This is a genomic window from Candidatus Fukatsuia anoeciicola, assembly GCF_964059965.1.
In the GTDB taxonomy this organism is placed as follows: domain Bacteria; phylum Pseudomonadota; class Gammaproteobacteria; order Enterobacterales; family Enterobacteriaceae; genus Fukatsuia; species Fukatsuia anoeciicola.
This window is the reverse complement of record NZ_OZ060923.1, coordinates 547,738-567,350: the sequence shown is the minus strand read 5'-3', so window position 1 is coordinate 567,350 and position 19,613 is coordinate 547,738. Positions and strand designations below refer to the sequence as shown.

The following is a 19,613-nucleotide window of genomic DNA, read 5'->3' as shown; positions in this document are numbered from 1 at the left end:
TTATATTGAATGTATTTTCATAATAGCGTGTATTATATATTTAATTAGTGATGTATTTTTTTATTTTTAATTTAAACATAATATAAAATATATACATTAAATTTAGTATCTAGTCTTTTAATTCCGTTATTATTGTTAAATTTACTATTATATTACTTGCTATAAAGTTTTTCATTTTAAGTAGTAAATGCTTAATATATTAATTTTAAATTATTTAATTTTTTTATTTATCTTATATTATTAAATAGAGATATAAATAGTGTTTTATTATATATTTTATCAAAAAACTAAATTGTATTAGCGATTAAAGTTAGTTATCAAAATAACTATAGCATTGTTATGTTTATAATAACTAGAATACTATTTATATAAATGGTAATAAATTACATATTTATCTTTTATAATAGCACTTTAATTAAATAGATATATATTTAATAAGTTACTAATAATACTTGAAATTTATTCAAAGTTTTTCTTGCTTGATGACATTTTATTAAAAATAATTTAAACAAAAATAATATATATCATTTACTTTTAGTAATATAGTTATGTGTAATATACTTAGTAAGTAATTCATTAAAATAGAATAATACATTAGTAAAATATCTATTTTTCTAAAGCTATTAATACTAGTAATGCAGCATCTCCCCCCCATTTTTTAGGTGCTTGATGAAATGCTAATATATCTGGGTGTTGAGCTAACCATAGTGGTATTTGTTGTTTTAAAATATGTTTACCATAACCATGTATCACGTTAGCACAATGTATGCGTTCATGTTTACAAACTATAAGCATCGCTGCTAGTTCTTGTTTAGCTTGTCTTTGGGTTAAACCATGCAGATCTAAAAATATATCTGGTAAATAATCTCCACAACGAAGTTTTTTGATTTTAAAATTCGCAGTATCCTGACGTATATAACTGGTTAGGTCTTTATTATTTAATTGTGTATAATATTCATCAAAAAAATAATAATTTGTAGCAATTTTTTTTTGTAATAGGTTAATATATTGTTTTTTATGTTGTTTTTGTGGTTTAAAATAATCCATAAACGTATCTTGTTTTAGTTTTTTAGTCCCTATTATTGACATTTTAAAGAGATGTTGTTCTTCATCACTTAGCTGATATTTTTTTTTCATTTTATCTATTATTCCATTTATTTATTATAAATTACTATATTATGCCCATCTAATAATGCTTTTTATTAATATCTAGGTAAATGAATTTTAATAAAAACCAGTCTAGAAGCTGGTTTTCATTACTGTTTAAGATAATCTAATTATTATACATTAGTAAAACGAGACTGTGTTGGTGCTACAGAAACTGCCGTATCACTACCACGAGATGTAAAACGTAAAGCATCACGACTATTACGACTACGTTTACCATTATTTTCACTACGTTCGCTACTATAAGAACGATACGGAGCAACATTTTCAGTCCCAAATAGACGATTGCTACTACGACGCTCATTGTGTTCATGTTCTCGTAGTTGCACGTCACCTAATAGTTGCATATTTATAGGCTTATTTAAAATACGAGTACGAGTAAGATGTGAAAAGGTATTTTTTAATATTGCTTTTGGTAGTTCAATAGTTGAATATGCAGGAAATAATTTAATATTACCGATATAACGGCTACTGATATCACCTTCGTTAGCTATAGCACCAACAATATGACGAACTTCCACACCATCATTACGACCTACTTCAATACGATACAATTCCATATCGCCAATATCACGATGTTCACGTCTTACTGGGCGGTCGTTACCTACTCGATTATCGAAACGGCGTTCCCTATTATAATCACGATAGCGTGTTTCATAACGTGGACGCGGAGCTTCGGGTGGTAAAATAAGTGGCCGTTCACCCTGTGCCATTTTCAATAATGCTGCTGCTAGCATCTCTATATCAAAGCTTTCTTCTGGCTGTAATTTAGCTAGTAATGCACGATATTGATCTAAATCACGACTTTCTAGTTGCTGGCTTACTTTCGTAGAAAACTTAGCTAGTCGGCGTTCACTAAGTAATTTCGTATTAGGTAATTCAACTTCAGTAATAGTTGAATCTATTATACGTTTAATATTACTTAATAAACGGCGCTCACGGTGCTCAACAAATAGTAAAGCACGACCTGTACGGCCCGCGCGACCTGTACGGCCAATACGATGAACATAAGATTCTGCATCCATTGGAATATCGTAATTAATTACTAAACTAATACGTTCAACATCCAAACCGCGAGCAGCAACATCAGTTGCGATTAAAATATCTAGGCGCCCGTCCTTTAAACGCTCTAATGTCTGCTCACGTAGTGCCTGATTCATATCACCATTCAAGGCTGCGCTATTATAACCATAATTTTCTAAAATCTCAGTAACCTCTAGTGTTGCATTTTTTGTACGTACAAAAATAATAGCTGCATCAAAATCTTCAGATTCTAAAAAACGTACTAGCGCTTCATTCTTACGCATACCGCCATAAACTATCCAGTAACTTTGATTAATATCTGGACGAGTTGTCGTATTTGATTGAATACGTACTTCTTTTGGTTCTTTCATAAAACGGCGAGTAATACGACGAATAACATCTGGCATAGTAGCAGAGAACAGGGCAGTTTGGTGTTCCGCCGGGATTTGCGCCATAATAGTTTCTACGTCTTCAATAAAACCCATGCGTAACATTTCATCTGCTTCATCTAATACTAAACCACTTAAACTAGATAGATCAAGATTACCCCGTTTTAAGTGATCTAATAGGCGACCTGGAGTGCCAACAATAACTTGTGGTTTTTGGCGTAACGCACGTAATTGAATGTCATAACGTTGACCACCATAGAGTGCTACAACATTAACTCCTTTAATATATTTAGAAAAATTAGTTAATGCTTTAGAAACTTGAATGGCTAATTCACGTGTTGGTGCTAAAACTAGCACTTGTGGAGATTTAATGTTCGCTTTAATATTATGTAATAGTGGTAATCCAAAGGCTGCAGTTTTACCACTACCAGTCTGTGCCATACCAAGAACATCATAACCATTTAATAATTGTGGGATACATTGTAGTTGGATTGGAGATGGTTTTTCATATCCTAAATCAGTAAGAGCAGTAATAATAGGAACAGATAGTCCTAAATTAGTAAAAGAGGTTTCAAATTCAGTAGTCACGTATAAATGCCTCATTAGCAATGGTGGCCAGTCTACATAACTTGTCGAAAAAATTTTCTATTGTTTTCATTGAAAAGTTTTAACTGGCTCGATTTAGATTATAAAACAAATAACAAAGCTACCTTATATTAAGATAATTTCATTAATAAAAATAAAATATATCAGAATAATAATTGCTTGTTAGTTAATAGATTTCTTTTAAAATATTTGATAGTAACTCGTTCACTAAAGTTTTAAAAGATATCTCTTATTGATGTAATTTTAATAGGATGTTTTATTTTTAACTTAAAGTATTAGGTCTAATAATACATATTAATATTCAATAAAATTATAAATATTGTTAGTTACTATTAATGTAAATAATATACAAGTAATACTTTTGTTTCTTTAATTTAGGTAATATATTCTTAAATAGAAGTTAGTTTTACTTAGATGCTCAGCGAGAGAAGTATTATCTATTACGTCTTCCTTGAATTTTTTCAGCAAGATTTTCTTTAATTTTGCTAAAATAAATTTGATAATATCCGTCCTTATTATCCTCTGACCAATTTTTATATGGAAGGGATTATTTAGAGTATCTTCATAAAGTGCTTACTAATTTTCAGCGTTAATAGAAAAGAATTACTGTAATAGAAAAAACACCCCAATTTAAATGTGTATAATTATAAATTAGATTAAATTTTAACATAGAATAAATAGTTTATAAGTAGTATTAAAGTTACCTATTTATATAAATAAATTCTCAGATAGTTAAAAACCTTTATTATATAGGATAAAAATTAATATTTACAAAAATTATTTTACGTAAATATTCATAATCTACATCTATTATATAGTATTTTATATTAATATAAAAGCTGTACGCATTCATCATCCATTAAATATTAACTGATAAAAATTTACTCTATTTAAGTTAAATAACTTCCTCTTGTAATAGCTTAGATTAAAATAATTAAATTTCGTATTTATACTAATAATAATCACTTAATCCTATTAATATAATTAGTACGACGAATAATACTAGTATAAGAGAAGTTTCATTTTTTAATTTTTAAAAATAAATATAATCTAGTATTCTTCATTTTTACTTAAATATGATTTTATCTAATTAACTACAGTTAAATATAAGAAGTCTAGAGTGGCGCTATTTACTTTGTGTTAGGGTTTATTCTGTTTTAGAGTACTATTTATTTCTGTATCTAAATTTAAGCTTAGGTTTTCTAAACTAGAAACATTACTATTAGTAGTAAGGGCTTCCTTAATACTAAGACGTATGCGACCTTGGCGATCAATTTCCATTACTTTAACTGATACTACTTGTCCTATTTGTAGATGATCAGTTACTTTATCTACACGTTTATTAATAATTTGAGAAATATGAACCAGACCTTCTTTCCCGTTTCTAGTAGTAATAAAAGCACCAAAATCAACGATACGAGTAACTTTACCTGAATATATGCATCCAATTTCAAGTTCGGTAGTAATTTCATTAATACGACGAATAGCATATTTTGCTTTTTCGTTATCTGTTGCTGCAATTTTAATGGTGCCATCATCTTCAATTTCAATAGTAGTACGAGTTTCTTCAGTTAATAAGCGAATCACTGAACCTCCTTTACCGATAACTTCCCTAATTTTATTAGGATTAATTTTGATAGTATGAATACGAGGTGCAAATTTTGAAATATCACTACGAGAAGTGCTAATTGCCTCTTCCATTATATCTAGAATATGTAAACGTGCTTTTTTTGCTTGATATAATGCTTTATGTATAATTTCACGAGTTATACCTTCAATTTTAATATCCATTTGTAATGCTGTTATTCCTTGGCTACTACCAACTACTTTAAAATCCATATCACCAAGATAATCTTCATCTCCAAGGATATCTGATAGGATAACAAAATTTTCACCTTCTTTGATTAAGCCCATAGCAATCCCAGCTACAGCTGCTTTAATTGGAATACCAGCATCCATCAAAGCTAAAGAAGCACCACAAACAGAGGCCATAGAAGAAGAGCCATTAGATTCAGTAATTTCTGCAACAACACGTATAGTATAAGGGAAGATCTTTTGATCTGGCATCACAGCTAATAAACCACGTTTAGCTAAGCGACCATGACCGATTTCGCGACGTTTAGGTGATCCTATCATTCCAGTTTCACCAACACAATATGGAGGAAAATTATAATGTAGTAGGAATGTATCAGTACGTTCCCCTGTTAATTCATCAATACTTTGTGCATCACGGGTAGTACCTAAAGTAGTCGTAACTAGCGCTTGTGTTTCACCGCGGGTAAAGAGTGCAGATCCATGAGTACGGGGTAAAATACCAATACGTATATCTAAGTTACGTATCATATCTTTTGAACGACCATCAATACGTGATTTACCTGTTAACACACGATCACGAACTAGTTTTTTTTCAATATCATCTAAAATATCTTGAATTTTTAATATATTTAAGGTTTTATCTTTTTCTAATAGCTCATTAATAATTTTAATTTTGATAGCATTAATTTCAGTATAACGTTCTTGTTTTTCAATAATATAATAAGCGTTTTTAAATGGATTAATTGCTAATTCTTTAATGAATTTATATAACTCTTGATTGATTTTTTCTGGTTGCCATTCCCATTTAGTTTTGCCAACATCTACAACCATAGCATTAATATTTTTAATAATAATTTGTTGTTGCTGATGACCAAAAACTATAGCGCCTAACATTTGATCTTCACTTAAGATATCAGCTTCTGATTCAACCATTAATACTGCGTCAGGAGTGCCAGCAACAACTAAATCAAGACGACTAGTTTTTAATTCTGTTGTTGTCGGGTTAAGTAAATATTTATTATCAATAAAACCAACACGTGCTACACCTATAGGACCATTAAATGGAATACCTGAAAGACAAAGAGCAGCAGAAACCCCTATCATTGCGACAATATCTGGGTTAATTTCTGAATTTACTGACATAACAGTTGCAATAATTTGAACTTCATTAAGAAATTCTTTTGGAAATAATGGACGAATTGAACGATCAATGAGACGTGAAATTAAAGTTTCACTCTCACTTGGACGGCCTTCGCGGCGAAAAAAACTACCTGGGATACGTCCAGCAGCATATGCTCGTTCTTGATAATTAACTGTTAGCGGAAAAAAATTTTGATCAGCTTTAGTTTTTTTTTGACCTACAACAGCAATAAATACTGTGGTATCATCGATACTAACCATTACAGCGGCTGATGCCTGGCGTGCTATCATGCCAGTTTCAATGGTTACGATATATTGGCCGTATTGAAACTTACGGATAGTTGGATTTAACAAAATAGCATCCTTATTACTTAATGAGGGTGTTTAATAATAAATAGTTATCAGAAGAAAGGGGCCTAGATTGGCCCCTTTCTTCTAAAATTAGGTCAACTAATGACGCAAACCTAAACTTTCAATCAAAGTAGAATAAAACTCTATCTTTGTGTATTTTAGGTAATCTAAAAGTTTACGACGTCTAGCTACCATACGCAGTAAACCACGACGACTATGGTGATCTTTTTTGTGTTTAGCAAAATGCTTTTGCAAATGGTTAATTTGAGCAGTTAAAAGTGCAATCTGAACTTCACTAGAACCAGTATCATTAGTATTACGACCAAACTTAATAATAATATTAGCTTTTATTTCAGTATTTAGAGACATTGTATCACTCCATATAACAAAATTAAGATAAGTGCCAATCTCTAATTCAGCAACTTAAGATAAAACTACATTATTCTACTCCTTGATATTATAGATGACAAGATAACAGTTTATTAATAAACCTCGAAACTAATGTTATCTTATAAAATACTAATCTTAAGAATAGTTATGACTAATAAGAAAAATTAATTTATTATATCATAAATTTTTTATTTTTAATTCTTTAAATATAATATATATAATCTTACACTTAGACTATATAATAATTTTAATATAATTATATTGCTTTTAACTAACTTAGAATTTAGCATTACGTTCATTAGTTATGGTATTATCTAGCCAACACTTATACAGTAAAAATCCTAGATATATACGAATAGCAATATCTGTAATATAGAAAACACTAATCTAAGGTAGTAAGTTAAATAAATTAAACTTTAATGGCACCTAATAAAATTACTAATAAATAGATATAATAGTGACATTACTTAAATATAAAAATCTATTACGTATTAAAATACATTAAATTTTACTATAAGATATATTAATAATAAATAGAATTTCTTTAAATTAATTAGAAAAGACATACCTTAAAAACTAAGTAATTATTAATAAAAAAGCAAATTAGTTACCTATATAACTATTTTTAATAAAAGATATTATGATTTTAGATTATTCAAGAGCTTTATATATAAATATATCTTAAAATTAAAATAGTAATAGATATAAATTATTTAAGACTAGTAAAATTTATTTAAATTTAATATCACTTAAAAAATAAAAAAATCTTTTACACTAAAAGATAACTTAATTATAATTTATTAGCTAGTATACATTAAATAAAATGCTATTAATATGATTAAACAATTTAAAGTTATATTATATTTTACTGAAATAAAGAATAATAGTTTAAATTAAGATATAATTTAACTACAGTAATTTATAGCATAAAAATTAGATAAATAAGAGTTTTTAAATTTATTCCCTGCGATTATTAAATTAGTTTTATTACATATAAAAAGACTAATCCAAAAAATTTTAAATAAAAAATTAATATAAAATATCTTTTATTTTTTATAACTTTATTTAAGTTGCGTTATAAAATCCTTACTGTATGTAATCTACCCTACTAATGAATAGCCTAATAATAGCGTTTAATATAATCGATTTACTATTGCTAGCAGTACCTATTACTAAAATTAAATTATCTTTTGCTACATTAGTTAATATTATTATAAGAATAATTAAGGTGTTTATTTTGTGATAATAACTAAATACTAAATATAAAATAATAAGTAATTTTTATTGTTACTAAAAAATTATTTTTTAATTATTAAATTTTATTGTAATCAAAAATTGAACTATTCTTTTTCTATATAGTTAATACTATATAAGTTGAATACTTTTGTTAATAAATATTAATTAAGATTAATATTTATTAATTATTTTATAAGAACTTATGTTTTATCTGTTATAAGTTTAAACATTGTTTTTTATTTAAAGTTGCTGCTATAATATTTGCGTTTGGCTGTTATTTAACAAATTTTATTGTTATAAGCGCTATTAACATATATTAGTATGTACTCGTGGTTTATAATAGCTATAAAATTATAGATTAAATATCTTATGTTTTATATTAAAAATAACAAACTAATTAAAATTTATTATAGACTCTTAGTCTATATGAGTACGAGGTAATACTTATTTAATAAAATATATATAATATGAGAAAATAGATTATATTAATAATGTAAAACTACATATTTTTTTCAAAGAAGTATTTTATTTATGGTAAGTAAAAAAATTAAATCTACGTATTTATTAAGGGGTTTTCTTAGTTAAAAACTTATTTTTAGTAAAAGCTATATTCATAAAGAAATAGAAAAATTTATTATTTTGTATAGAATTAAATATTAGAATAATACTTCTTTAATTAAATATATTTAAATAAAAGTTTTTATTAAAGTATTTTACTTAATTTTATATCAATGGTAATCTAAAAATAGCTTAATAATTAAATAGTAATATTTAGTTAATACGCTTATGTTAAATTTTTTAATCAAAATTAATATCAGCAATAAAATAATACATAGTAGATTTTAGTACATGATTTATAGTAGTCAGCAAAAAAGTATTTATTGATTATTTTAGATATATTATTAGAGCTTACAATAATTCATTAATAAAAAATATTATTAACATTAACTAAAAAATTTTAAAAAATAGATTTTTTAGAGCTAAAAGAATTATTTTTAAATGGATGCGCTTAATTTAGAAATAAAAGCTAAAAGTTACTTTTATTTATGCTATTAGCACTTTGATGTAAATTAGTAGTGTTACTTTTAGTGTAGATAATTACATAAAGTTTTGTATTAAACTCTATTTATATATCATAATTTTAATAAAAGTAATTATATTATATAATTTGTAGGATAAAACTTTAATCTAAAGAGATACTTCTATGAAAAATCGTAAAATTGTTTTTATTGGTGCAGGAAATATGTCTCGTGCAATTATTTCAGGATTAATTTTTAGTGGTTATCCTGCTACGAAAATCAGTGTTTGTGCTCCTTCTGCTGATAAACGTAATGCCTTATCTAAAGAATTTAATATTACAAATAGTAGTAATAATATTGCTTCAACTCAACAAGCAGAAGTTATTATATTAGCAGTAAAACCACAAGTTATGATTGAAGTTTGCCAGTCTCTACAGGATGGAGGAATTAATTTTTCTAACAAATTAATCTTATCAGTTGCTGCTGGAATTAAAATTTCACGTTTTTACGATTTATTAGGCGATAAACTTAATATAATTCGTGTTATGCCAAATATGCCTGTGTTAGTAAGAAAAGGAATGAGTGGTTTATTTGCGCCAACACATATTAATCAGGCAGATCGTAATTTTACAGAATATCTTTTATGTTCAATTGGTAAAATTTGTTGGCTAAAAAGCGAACAAGATATTAATAAAGTTATTGCTACTACTGGTAGTGCCCCCGCTTATTTTTTCTTATTAATGGAAGCTATGCAACAACAAGCTATTAAGCAGGGGTTTAATGAAGCAACAGCACGGTTACTAGTACAACAAGCAGCATCTGGTGCTTTAGCACTAGTTGAAGCTAATTCACAGTTACCTTTATCTAAATTACGTGAACAAGTTACCTCTAAAGGAGGTACTACAGCAGCAGCATTAAAGGTTTTTAAAGAACAAGATTTATCTGGCATTATTTCTTGTGCTATGCAAGCAGCAACCTTTCGTGGAGAAGAAATGGAAAAATTATTTTAGTTATAATTTTTGAATAAGAATGCATATCATATAATAGGTTTTGTAAAAATTTAATGCAATTAAGGATTAAAAATCATTTATGCTAACATTAATTTTTTTAACTAAAACTATCATTGATATTTACGTTATGTTATTATTATTACGAATCTGGATGCAATGGATTCATAATGATTTTTGTAACCCATTTGCGCAATCTATAATAAAATTTACTCAATTATTTGTTTCTCCTTTACGTAAAATACTGCCATCATTAGGAGTAATCGATACAGCATCATTGTTACTAGTATTTTTACTAATAACGATAAAGTATCCGTTGTTATTATTAATTCAAGAGAAAAGTATTGTATTGAATCCCTATAATCTTTTATTAAGTATTATCTCTTTAATTAAAGCAGTAGGTCATCTTATTTTTTGGATGATGACAATTAGGACATTAATGAGTTGGATTAGCCAAGGTTATAGTTCAATAGATTATCTATTATATCAATTAACTGAACCACTGATAATCCCGATTCGTTGTATTATTCCATTGATAAATGGTATTGATTTTTCTCCAATAATAGTAATATTAATTTTATATACAATAAATTATCTAGGAATAGATTTACTCGGTGAGCTATGGTTAGCTCTCTAAAAAACTTATCTTAATTCTCTTATATTAATCGTATTTTAACCAAGTACTTTATTAAAAATAAGTTTAGAATCTTTATTTACTCTTTTTTATATATAAAATATTATGCATTTTTATCTATCTTATTTATCTAAGTGCCTCTCAAAAAGATTCAGAATTTAATAGAAAATAATTTCGCAGAAAAACTAGATTAATTAATTAAAATTTATTAATGTAAAAAATTTTATTAGTCTCTAATAATTTAGATAAAGCAATATAATTAGTAGACTCGCTATTTGGTTATAATTTACGTATTATTATGTAAATAATGAAATATTATCTATATTAAAGACCATAGCCTTACTTATTAAAAAGCTATTTTAAAAACGCATTGTCTCATATAATTATAAATTTCTCTTTCTATTACCAATAACTCTAATTTAATTATAAATGTATTAAGAGAGTACTAGAAATATTTTTAACTCACTATATTGATAATTATCATGTTAGTGATAGCAAAAAATATAAAGAAGCTACTAATTAGTATGAAAGATATATTTAACTAATAATAAAGAATACAGTTTTATTTCGTATTGATTTATATGTCATATGACTAATCTAATTCCATTCATACTACACAGTTATTAGTAAGAAAAAATAATTTATGATAAAATAGGTAATGAAGAATTTTAGTTATTATTCTATTTTTATATTTTTTAATTCTACTATTATGTATTAGAATTCAAAGATATAAAATAGGTATCTTTTATTATTCTTAAACATCAAAAATTATTGTTAAATACTTTTAAAAATGATTCAATTACCATTAATAAGTCTTTATATTCATATTCCGTGGTGCATACAAAAATGTCCTTATTGCGATTTTAACTCTCATATATTAAAAGGAAAAATTCCTCATGAAGAATACGTTAAGCATTTACTAGCTGACCTTGATGCTGATATACCACTTGTCAATGGAAGAGAAATTAGCACTATTTTTATTGGTGGTGGTACCCCAAATTTACTAAGTGCTGAAGCAATACAGCAATTATTACAAGGTATAAGGGAGCGATTACCATTAGTAAAATATGCTGAAATAACAATGGAAATAAATCCAGGTGTAATTGAATCAGATTATTTTAGTCATTACAAACATGCTGGAGTTAACCGTATTTCTGTTGGCGTACAAAGTTTTGACAACCGTAAACTTATGCAAATTGGACGTATGCATAATAGTAATGAAGCTAAACAAACAGCAATTTTAGTAAAAATGTTACAATTACGTAGTTTTAATCTAGATTTAATGTATGGATTACCTAATCAAATATTTTTAGAAGCTATTGAAGATCTTTATAAAACAATTATCTTAAATCCATCTCATATCTCTTGGTATCAACTTACTATTGAACCAAATACTAATTTTAACTCTCATCCTCCTATTTTACCAGACGAAGATACATTATGGGAAATTTTTCAACAAGGGCATTATATTTTAAGCAATGCAGGTTATCAGCAATATGAAATTTCAGCGTATGCCAAACCGGGCCATAAATGTCAACATAATCTAAATTATTGGCGTTTTGGTGATTATCTTGGTATTGGTTGTGGTGCTCATAGTAAAATAACCTTTAATGATAGTCAAATATTACGTATAATAAAAACAAAGTATCCACGTAAATTTATGCAAGGTAAATATAAAAATCAACAGTATAATGTTAAAAAAACTGAACGTCCATTTGAATTTTTTATGAATCGTTTTCGTTTATTAGAAAGGATACCCCGTATTGATTTCTGTAATTTAACAGGATTAACAGAAAGCACGATTCGTTTTCCTATTGAACAAGCTATAGTTAAAGGTTATTTGGAAGAGACTAATAAATATTGGCAAATTACTGAAAAAGGAAAATTATTTCTTAATTCATTATTAGATTTGTTTTTATTATAAAATTATTAATAAATCAATTAACTCTCCTAACACTTTATAAGTAATTTAGTATTTTATTTCATTGATATACTATCTTGCTTTTAACTATAAATAATATTTTCTTATCATAATCCTATTACGTACTACAAATTTTACATTACTTAGTACTTATATCTTTCATATACTTGTATGTATATATAATTTTTTATATTTTATACGTTTTAGACTAATAATACTTAATGCTTTTATAAAAAAATTAAACTGATAATTCATACTTTTATTTTAATAACATTGGATTAGTAATATAAAAAGTAAGTTTAACTAGGTATTATCATTGTTGTTAACTTACATATTATCATCTTATTATGCTTTATAGCTAATAAGAATTAGCCATATACTAAGTATTTTATCTTATTATTCGAGATTTTTAATCTAAATAATACTATTAATAATTAGGTTAGCTAGTAGCTTAAAAGCTTTTCTTAGTAAAGAATAATTTGCTGAATTATTCTATTATTTATCTGAATATTAGCAAAATTATATGATAATACTATAAATTTTTAATAAGTAACTTACTTTCATAAACTTTAAGATTAGTTATTTATTAATTAAATTTATCATATAGATTATTTTAATATATATTTTATATTTATAAATGCTAAAACTAGTAGTATCGCTTTTCTTAGATATGTATGCAGTAGCATCTAGATTAATTTAATTCTTTACTAATTATATATTGCCTATAAATCCAGGTTAGTAATTATATATTACATATATTATTAATTTATAAAGCAAGCTAGAAAATTTATTTAAGTACGGATTATTATCTATTAATAATTACTAATAAAATCGTACTGAGTAAACTTTAGTGGTAGCGTAAAAGTTACGATATTAATATAGTTGAAAAATATTATTTTATTTTTTTATTATTTCTTTGAAAACTCTTATTTATCTAATTTTATATTATAAATTACTATAATTAGATCATATCTTAATTTAAATCATTATTACATATTTTAGCAATAATCTAATATAATTTTAGATTAATTAATTATACTAATAGTATTTTATTTAATACATACAACTTAATAAGTTATAATTAAGTTATCTTTTAGTACTAAAAAATTTTTTCTTTATTTTTTAAGTGATATTAAGTTTAAATGAATTTTATTAGTCCCAAGTAATCTATATCTATCATTATTTTAATTATAAGATATATTTATATATAAAACCATTAAGTAACCTAAAATTATAATGTCTTTTATTAATAACAGTTATATAGGTAACTGCTTTACTTTTTATTAACGATTACTTAGTTTTAAGGTATATCTTTTATTTTTAATAAAATTTTTTATGTTTTTGTTGGTTTAAACAGTATTTAGTAGCATTAATAAGTATACGCTGATGCTATATATTACTTTTGATGCATAATTATTACTTATCTTATAGTTTTAAATAATAGAAAAAATAACTATGATATTCTCATAGATAATTAAGAATTATTAATAAATAATTATCTAAATATATGAGTTTTTAACTAATGTTATTTATTTATACTTATCTACTAGTTAAGTATAGTGTAGATCTTATTACTTGATGTGTAAGATAAAAATAATTAATATTAAAATATTAGAATAATATTAATTATTTTTATCTTCTTTAATTTTAATGTTATGTTTATTTTAAATAAATATTAATTATAATAAATCTATTATTAATATCTAAATTGTTAGTTTTTAGTAAATATTATTTTTTATTAGTAAAGTACTAATAATATTTTTTACATTATTAATATTGATACTATACAATAAAATAGGTAGCTTAAAATTTTAATAATATAAAATTAAATAATTAAAGATTTAGTTTCTTGAGAAGATATATTTCATATATAAAATATAGATAATAAAATTATTACAATAAATCATTAAATAATGAATAGAGTATTTTACTAAAAGTTGAATAAATTTATTTTAAAATATAGATAATACCACAAAGTTAAGATACTTAGAAGGTAATAATCCATAGTATAAGCATATAAAAAACAAAAATATTTTATTATAAAAATGTATAGTACATAATAAATTTTATAAAAAACTTAATGATTATATGGGCGTAGATAAAGGACTAACAAACATAATAAACGTTGCAATGCTCCCTGATTTTTATACAAAACATTAATAGCTTGTTGTCCATGATAAAAAAGGCGATTTTTATCACTAAGTAAAAAATTTATTTTCTGCACTAATGATAAGATATTAGTAACTGTAATTAACCCTTCTGCTTTTATTAATTTAGTACAAATCTCTTTAAAATTAAAAGTATATAGCCCCATAAGGATAGGTATAGAATGAGCGGCAGCTTCTAATGGATTATGTCCGCCATATTTTACTAAACTTCCACCAATAAAAGCAATATCAGCGATGCCATATAATAGTAAAAGCTCACCCATAGTGTCGCCAATAACAACCTGAATATTAGCTGAAGGAATTTTATTACAGCTACGTAATATATAATTCAAACCAGCTTTTTTAACCAGTTCTATTACTATAGAAAAACGTTCAGGATGTCGTGGTACTAGAATTAGTAATAGATTTGGATGCATTAATAATAATTTACGATATGCGGATAATAACAGTATTTCTTCACCATTATGAGTACTAGTAGCTATCCATACTGGTCGATGTGGTGCCCATTTACTACGTAAATTAGCGGCATTAGTAGCTAGTTCTGGCGTAATAGTAATATCAAATTTTAGGTTACCTATGATATTGAGTTGACAGCGCTTTAATCCCAGAGAAATAAAACGCTCTCCATCTTCATGGCATTGTGCGACAACTAAAGTAATACGCTGCAACATCTGGCGAATAAAGTAACCTAATTTTCGATAACGCGCTGCTGAACGTTCTGAAAGGCGCGCGTTAACGACGATTAATGGGATAGATCGACGATATAATGTATAAATTAGTGTTGGCCATAATTCAGTTTCCATGATAATTACTAAATGGGGATTAAGTTCATTAAGAAAACGATTTATAGCACACGGAAGATCATAGGGTAAATATACATGATAAACTTTATTATTTAAAATAGATTTTACCAGTTCAGATCCTGTGGGAGTCATGGTAGTTACTGTAATTGGCATATTAGGGTAATGGTAACGCAAGGCTTTAATTAATGGAATAACTGCTAATGTTTCGCCAACTGAAACGGAATGTAATAAAATACCATTAGCTACTACCTTACCAGTACAAAAACCATAGCGTTCCCCCCAACGTTGACGATAAACAGGAACTTTATGACTACGTAATAGTAAATATAGCCATATTAATGGTTGAATAAGATAAAATAGTATTTGATATAAACATAATAACATGAAGTTCCTATAATTTATTAATCCTAGCATACTATTAATATAGTAATATTATAATTAATTTATGTAGATAATATCATATTATTTTAATATATTATTACTTAATTTTTTAATTATAAAATCAGTAATTTCACTAATTGATATTAGTTCTGGATTATCTTTTTTATTAGCACTGCGATTTTTGTATTCTACTTTTTTATTTTTTAAAGTACGATCACTAATTACCACACGATGTGGTATGCCAATTAATTCCATATCAGCAAACATTATACCTGGACTTTCTAGGCGATCATCTATAATAACTTCAATATTTTGATTAATTAAATTTTTGTATAATTTTTCCGTAAATTCTTTTACTTGAGAAGAAATATGCATGTTAATTGGTATGATAGCAATCTGAAATGGAGCAATTGTATCTGGCCAAATAATACCACGATTATCATGGTGTTGCTCAATAGCAGCAGCAACTACACGAGATAAACCAATACCATAACAACCCATTATTATCATTTGATTAGTGGAATCTTTACATTGCAACGTTGCTTTCATTACTTCTGAGTATTTATTGCCTAGTTGAAAGATATGACCAACTTCAATGCCACGTTTAATCTGTAATGTTCCTTGTCCATCAGGACTATTATCACCCTCTTGTACATTACGGATATCTGCCACTTGCGGTAATGGTAAATCACGATCCCAATTAATACCAAAATAATGTTTATTATTAATATTAGTGCTAGCACTAAAATCACTCATTATAGCAACAGAGCGGTCAGCAATAATAGATGAAGATATTAGGTTAATTGGCCCTGAAGAACTTAATTTTGTATTTACCCATTCTCGAATTTCTTGATCATTAGCAAAAATAAGTGGAACGGCAACTTGAGGTAATTTTTCTATTTTTATTTTATTAAGCTGGTGATCACCGCGTAGTAACAACGCAATCAGTTTATGTCTGTTTGTTTCTGTTTTATATGCATGCACAAAGAACGTTTTTACTGTTTTTTCGATCGGTATTTTAAACTGCGCTACTAGATCAGCAATAGTTTTTACATATGGCGTATCAATAATACGTAAGTCTTCAGTAGCTATTGCTCGTGTCTGTATTGGTGTTACTGCTTCAGCTAGTTCAATATTTGTCGCAAAATTAGATTTAGTTGAGAAAACAATATCATCCTCACCACTATCTGCTAATACCTGAAATTCATGAGAAATATTGCCACCAATTGAACCAGTGTCAGCTAATACTACACGGAAATCTAAACCAATACGAGTAAAAATTTTTTTGTACGCGGCGTACATAGCATCATAAGTTTCTTGTAAAGATGTTTTTGTAGTATGGAAAGAATAAGCATCTTTCATTAGAAATTCACGAGCACGCATTACACCAAAACGTGGTCGCACTTCATCACGGAACTTAGTTTGAATTTGAAAAAGGTTAAGAGGCAATTGTGTATATGAATGAATATTGTTACGAATAAAATCAGTTATTACCTCTTCATGGGTAGGACCAAGTACGAAATGTCGCTTATTACGATCAATAAAACGTAGTAGTTCAGAACCATATCCTTGCCAACGCCCAGTTTCTTGCCAGAGACTTGCTGGTTGCACTATTGGCATAGACACTTCAATTGCCCCAACTTTACTCATCTCTTCACGTACAATATTTTCGACTTTTCTTAATACTCGAATACCAGTTGGTAGCCAAGTATAAAGTCCTGTAGCTAATTGACGTATCATACCTGCGCGTAGCATCATTTGGTGGCTACTAATTTCAGCATTAGCAGGAATTTCTTTTAGTGTAGCAAGTAGATATCGACTGGTGCGCATGATGTATTAGTTACCATAAAAATTAAAAATTATTTCTTATAAAATCTGTTACGTGCTACATATTCTATATTGTATAGCACTTATAATTTTCATGTACTCGTTGTACATAGTAATTACTACACTCTATTTATTTTAAGTTGTAGTATTTATGATAATTCTATAGAAAACTAATAATTTTACATTTAATTATTAGTTTTCTATAGAATTATCATAAATAATCTAACTAGTTCTTTATTAAACTGCTATTAAAAATTTTATTAGCTATAGTGATACTTTATTAGATTAATAGGTCTCAATAAATTTTTTATATTTTTGTTTCTTTATTATGTGTGTAAGTAGTAATCAAATTAACATAAAGTAAATCTTAATTTTTTAATAACAAATTATATTAATCAATATTAAATTAATCTAACTACTGTAAATATTATTAATCATTATGAGGTAACTTTACTAATTATTAAATAATATAGTAATTGAGGAATTTCTAAATCAATAAATTTTATATTTTAGCACTTTATTACATTTAAAATAATAGAAAATAGGATAGTATTATTTTTTAGTTTTAGTAAGTCTTGTTTTTGTGATAGTAATAAAGTACGATTAAGACTAAAAGAATTATTAAGTAGAACTATTTTTGAGTTAGATTTAGTTTATCTAATAATTTAGTTTTTTGAATAAAATAATATGACAAACAAAAAACATAACTAATCATACTAATTTATAATTTTAATCTTCAATTTATTAACCTAAATAAAGAGTATATTATAAAATATTAACATTAATATTATTCTTATTAAGCACTTTATTAAGTAGTATATAATTATTAAAAATTATAAGTTATGCATTTAAACTATACTATCCTAGTTACTTTTTAATAATTTATGTATCTACTTACCCAGAAGTATTTATAACACTGATCTTAATATATTATAATCTTCTTCTTTTTATCTATAAGTTATAAGAATTAAAGAACTAATTAATATACTAATTACTAGGTAGATTTTAATTTTATAAACATATTTTTCTATTTAATATAAGTTAATGGGTCGATAATTAGTAATTCTCAAAACCTATTTAAAATTTGTAATATTCTATGAAATTTCATTAAATATAAACCCAATGTAATCATTAATTTTTTTAACTATAAAAAGAACTATATAAGTTTGTTATTAAAACAGTGATTAGTATTAATACTAATTAATATTTATCACTAAAGTGATTATGTTACATAATTCCTATTATATTAATAATAAATAAGATTAAATTAAAGTACTATGTAAAAAACTATAATATGATATTATTTCTCTATTTTTTATGAAATTATTTAAATAATATTTGAACTTCGACTATAAATATAAAATGATAGTATTTTTTTTGATTTATTTTCATTTAAGCATCATTCATGATATTTTAGTGGATATTCAAAGTAAACATATTACTGATAATTTAAGATATTAATGATTTAATTATCAGTAAATTATATTAGACAGATTAAAGTGGTGCAATACTAATGCAGTATTTATTACTATATAATTATAACTTGTATATCCATATTGATAGGTAATATAACTAACCTAGTACAATAGTTTTCTTCCAGTAATATATAACTAATTAGAATAATTAAAATAATAATCACTACATTAACTAAACTAGGTAACTCTTTAAGGTGATAACACTTTTTTAAAAATTAATAATGGTATAACCCCTATTACTTAGACTATTTGAATTAAATC

The 19,613-nt window shown here is 25.7% G+C and carries 9 protein-coding genes and 1 pseudogene; 3 read left to right on the top strand and 7 right to left on the bottom strand.

Annotated features, from left to right (window positions below; translation table 11 throughout):
• Positions 1-606: 606 nt before the first annotated feature.
• The 5 genes and pseudogenes from smrB to rpsO all read right to left on the bottom strand — a co-directional run bounded on the left by smrB (position 607) and on the right by rpsO (position 6,860).
• Entirely contained in the window at positions 607-1,137 is a 531-nt protein-coding gene (gene smrB, locus AB4W73_RS01855; protein ID WP_367680165.1) for an endonuclease SmrB, read from the bottom strand.
• Positions 1,138-1,358: 221 nt separating this feature from the next.
• Positions 1,359-3,167: pseudogene (locus tag AB4W73_RS01850) on the bottom strand (DEAD/DEAH family ATP-dependent RNA helicase); the annotation flags it as partial.
• Positions 3,157-3,237, bottom strand: coding sequence for a protein YrbN (gene yrbN / locus AB4W73_RS01845; RefSeq protein WP_367680751.1), 81 nt, complete (start codon positions 3,235-3,237; stop codon positions 3,157-3,159). The gene yrbN and the pseudogene AB4W73_RS01850, both read right to left, overlap by 11 nt.
• A 1,088-nt stretch (positions 3,238-4,325) precedes the next feature.
• Complete coding sequence (gene pnp / locus AB4W73_RS01840; protein WP_367680164.1) at positions 4,326-6,494, bottom strand: polyribonucleotide nucleotidyltransferase; 2,169 nt, start codon at positions 6,492-6,494, stop codon at positions 4,326-4,328.
• Between the two features lie 96 nt (positions 6,495-6,590).
• Positions 6,591-6,860, bottom strand: coding sequence for a 30S ribosomal protein S15 (gene rpsO / locus AB4W73_RS01835; protein ID WP_367680163.1), 270 nt, complete (start codon positions 6,858-6,860; stop codon positions 6,591-6,593).
• A 2,461-nt stretch (positions 6,861-9,321) separates the two neighbouring features.
• Here rpsO and proC point away from each other — a divergent pair.
• From proC to hemW, 3 genes are all read left to right on the top strand, one after another.
• Complete coding sequence (gene proC, locus AB4W73_RS01830; RefSeq protein ID WP_367680162.1) at positions 9,322-10,146, top strand: pyrroline-5-carboxylate reductase; 825 nt, start codon at positions 9,322-9,324, stop codon at positions 10,144-10,146.
• Positions 10,147-10,225: 79 nt separating this feature from the next.
• Positions 10,226-10,780 (top strand): YggT family protein, encoded by a 555-nt coding sequence (locus AB4W73_RS01825; protein ID WP_367680161.1) that lies wholly within the window; start codon positions 10,226-10,228, stop codon positions 10,778-10,780.
• Positions 10,781-11,567: 787 nt separating this feature from the next.
• On the top strand, positions 11,568-12,701 hold the full coding sequence (gene hemW, locus AB4W73_RS01820; RefSeq protein ID WP_367680160.1) for a radical SAM family heme chaperone HemW: 1,134 nt from the start codon (positions 11,568-11,570) through the stop codon (positions 12,699-12,701).
• A 2,074-nt stretch (positions 12,702-14,775) separates the two neighbouring features.
• On the opposite strand, the gene waaA is transcribed toward hemW, so the two are convergent.
• Both waaA and AB4W73_RS01810 read right to left on the bottom strand, forming a co-directional pair.
• On the bottom strand, positions 14,776-16,053 hold the full coding sequence (waaA, locus tag AB4W73_RS01815; protein ID WP_367680719.1) for a lipid IV(A) 3-deoxy-D-manno-octulosonic acid transferase: 1,278 nt from the start codon (positions 16,051-16,053) through the stop codon (positions 14,776-14,778).
• Positions 16,054-16,131: 78 nt separating this feature from the next.
• Positions 16,132-17,880 carry a proline--tRNA ligase gene (locus AB4W73_RS01810; RefSeq protein ID WP_367680718.1) on the bottom strand — a complete coding sequence of 583 codons (1,749 nt, stop codon included), beginning with the start codon at positions 17,878-17,880 and terminating at the stop codon, positions 16,132-16,134.
• Positions 17,881-19,613 lie beyond the last annotated feature (1,733 nt).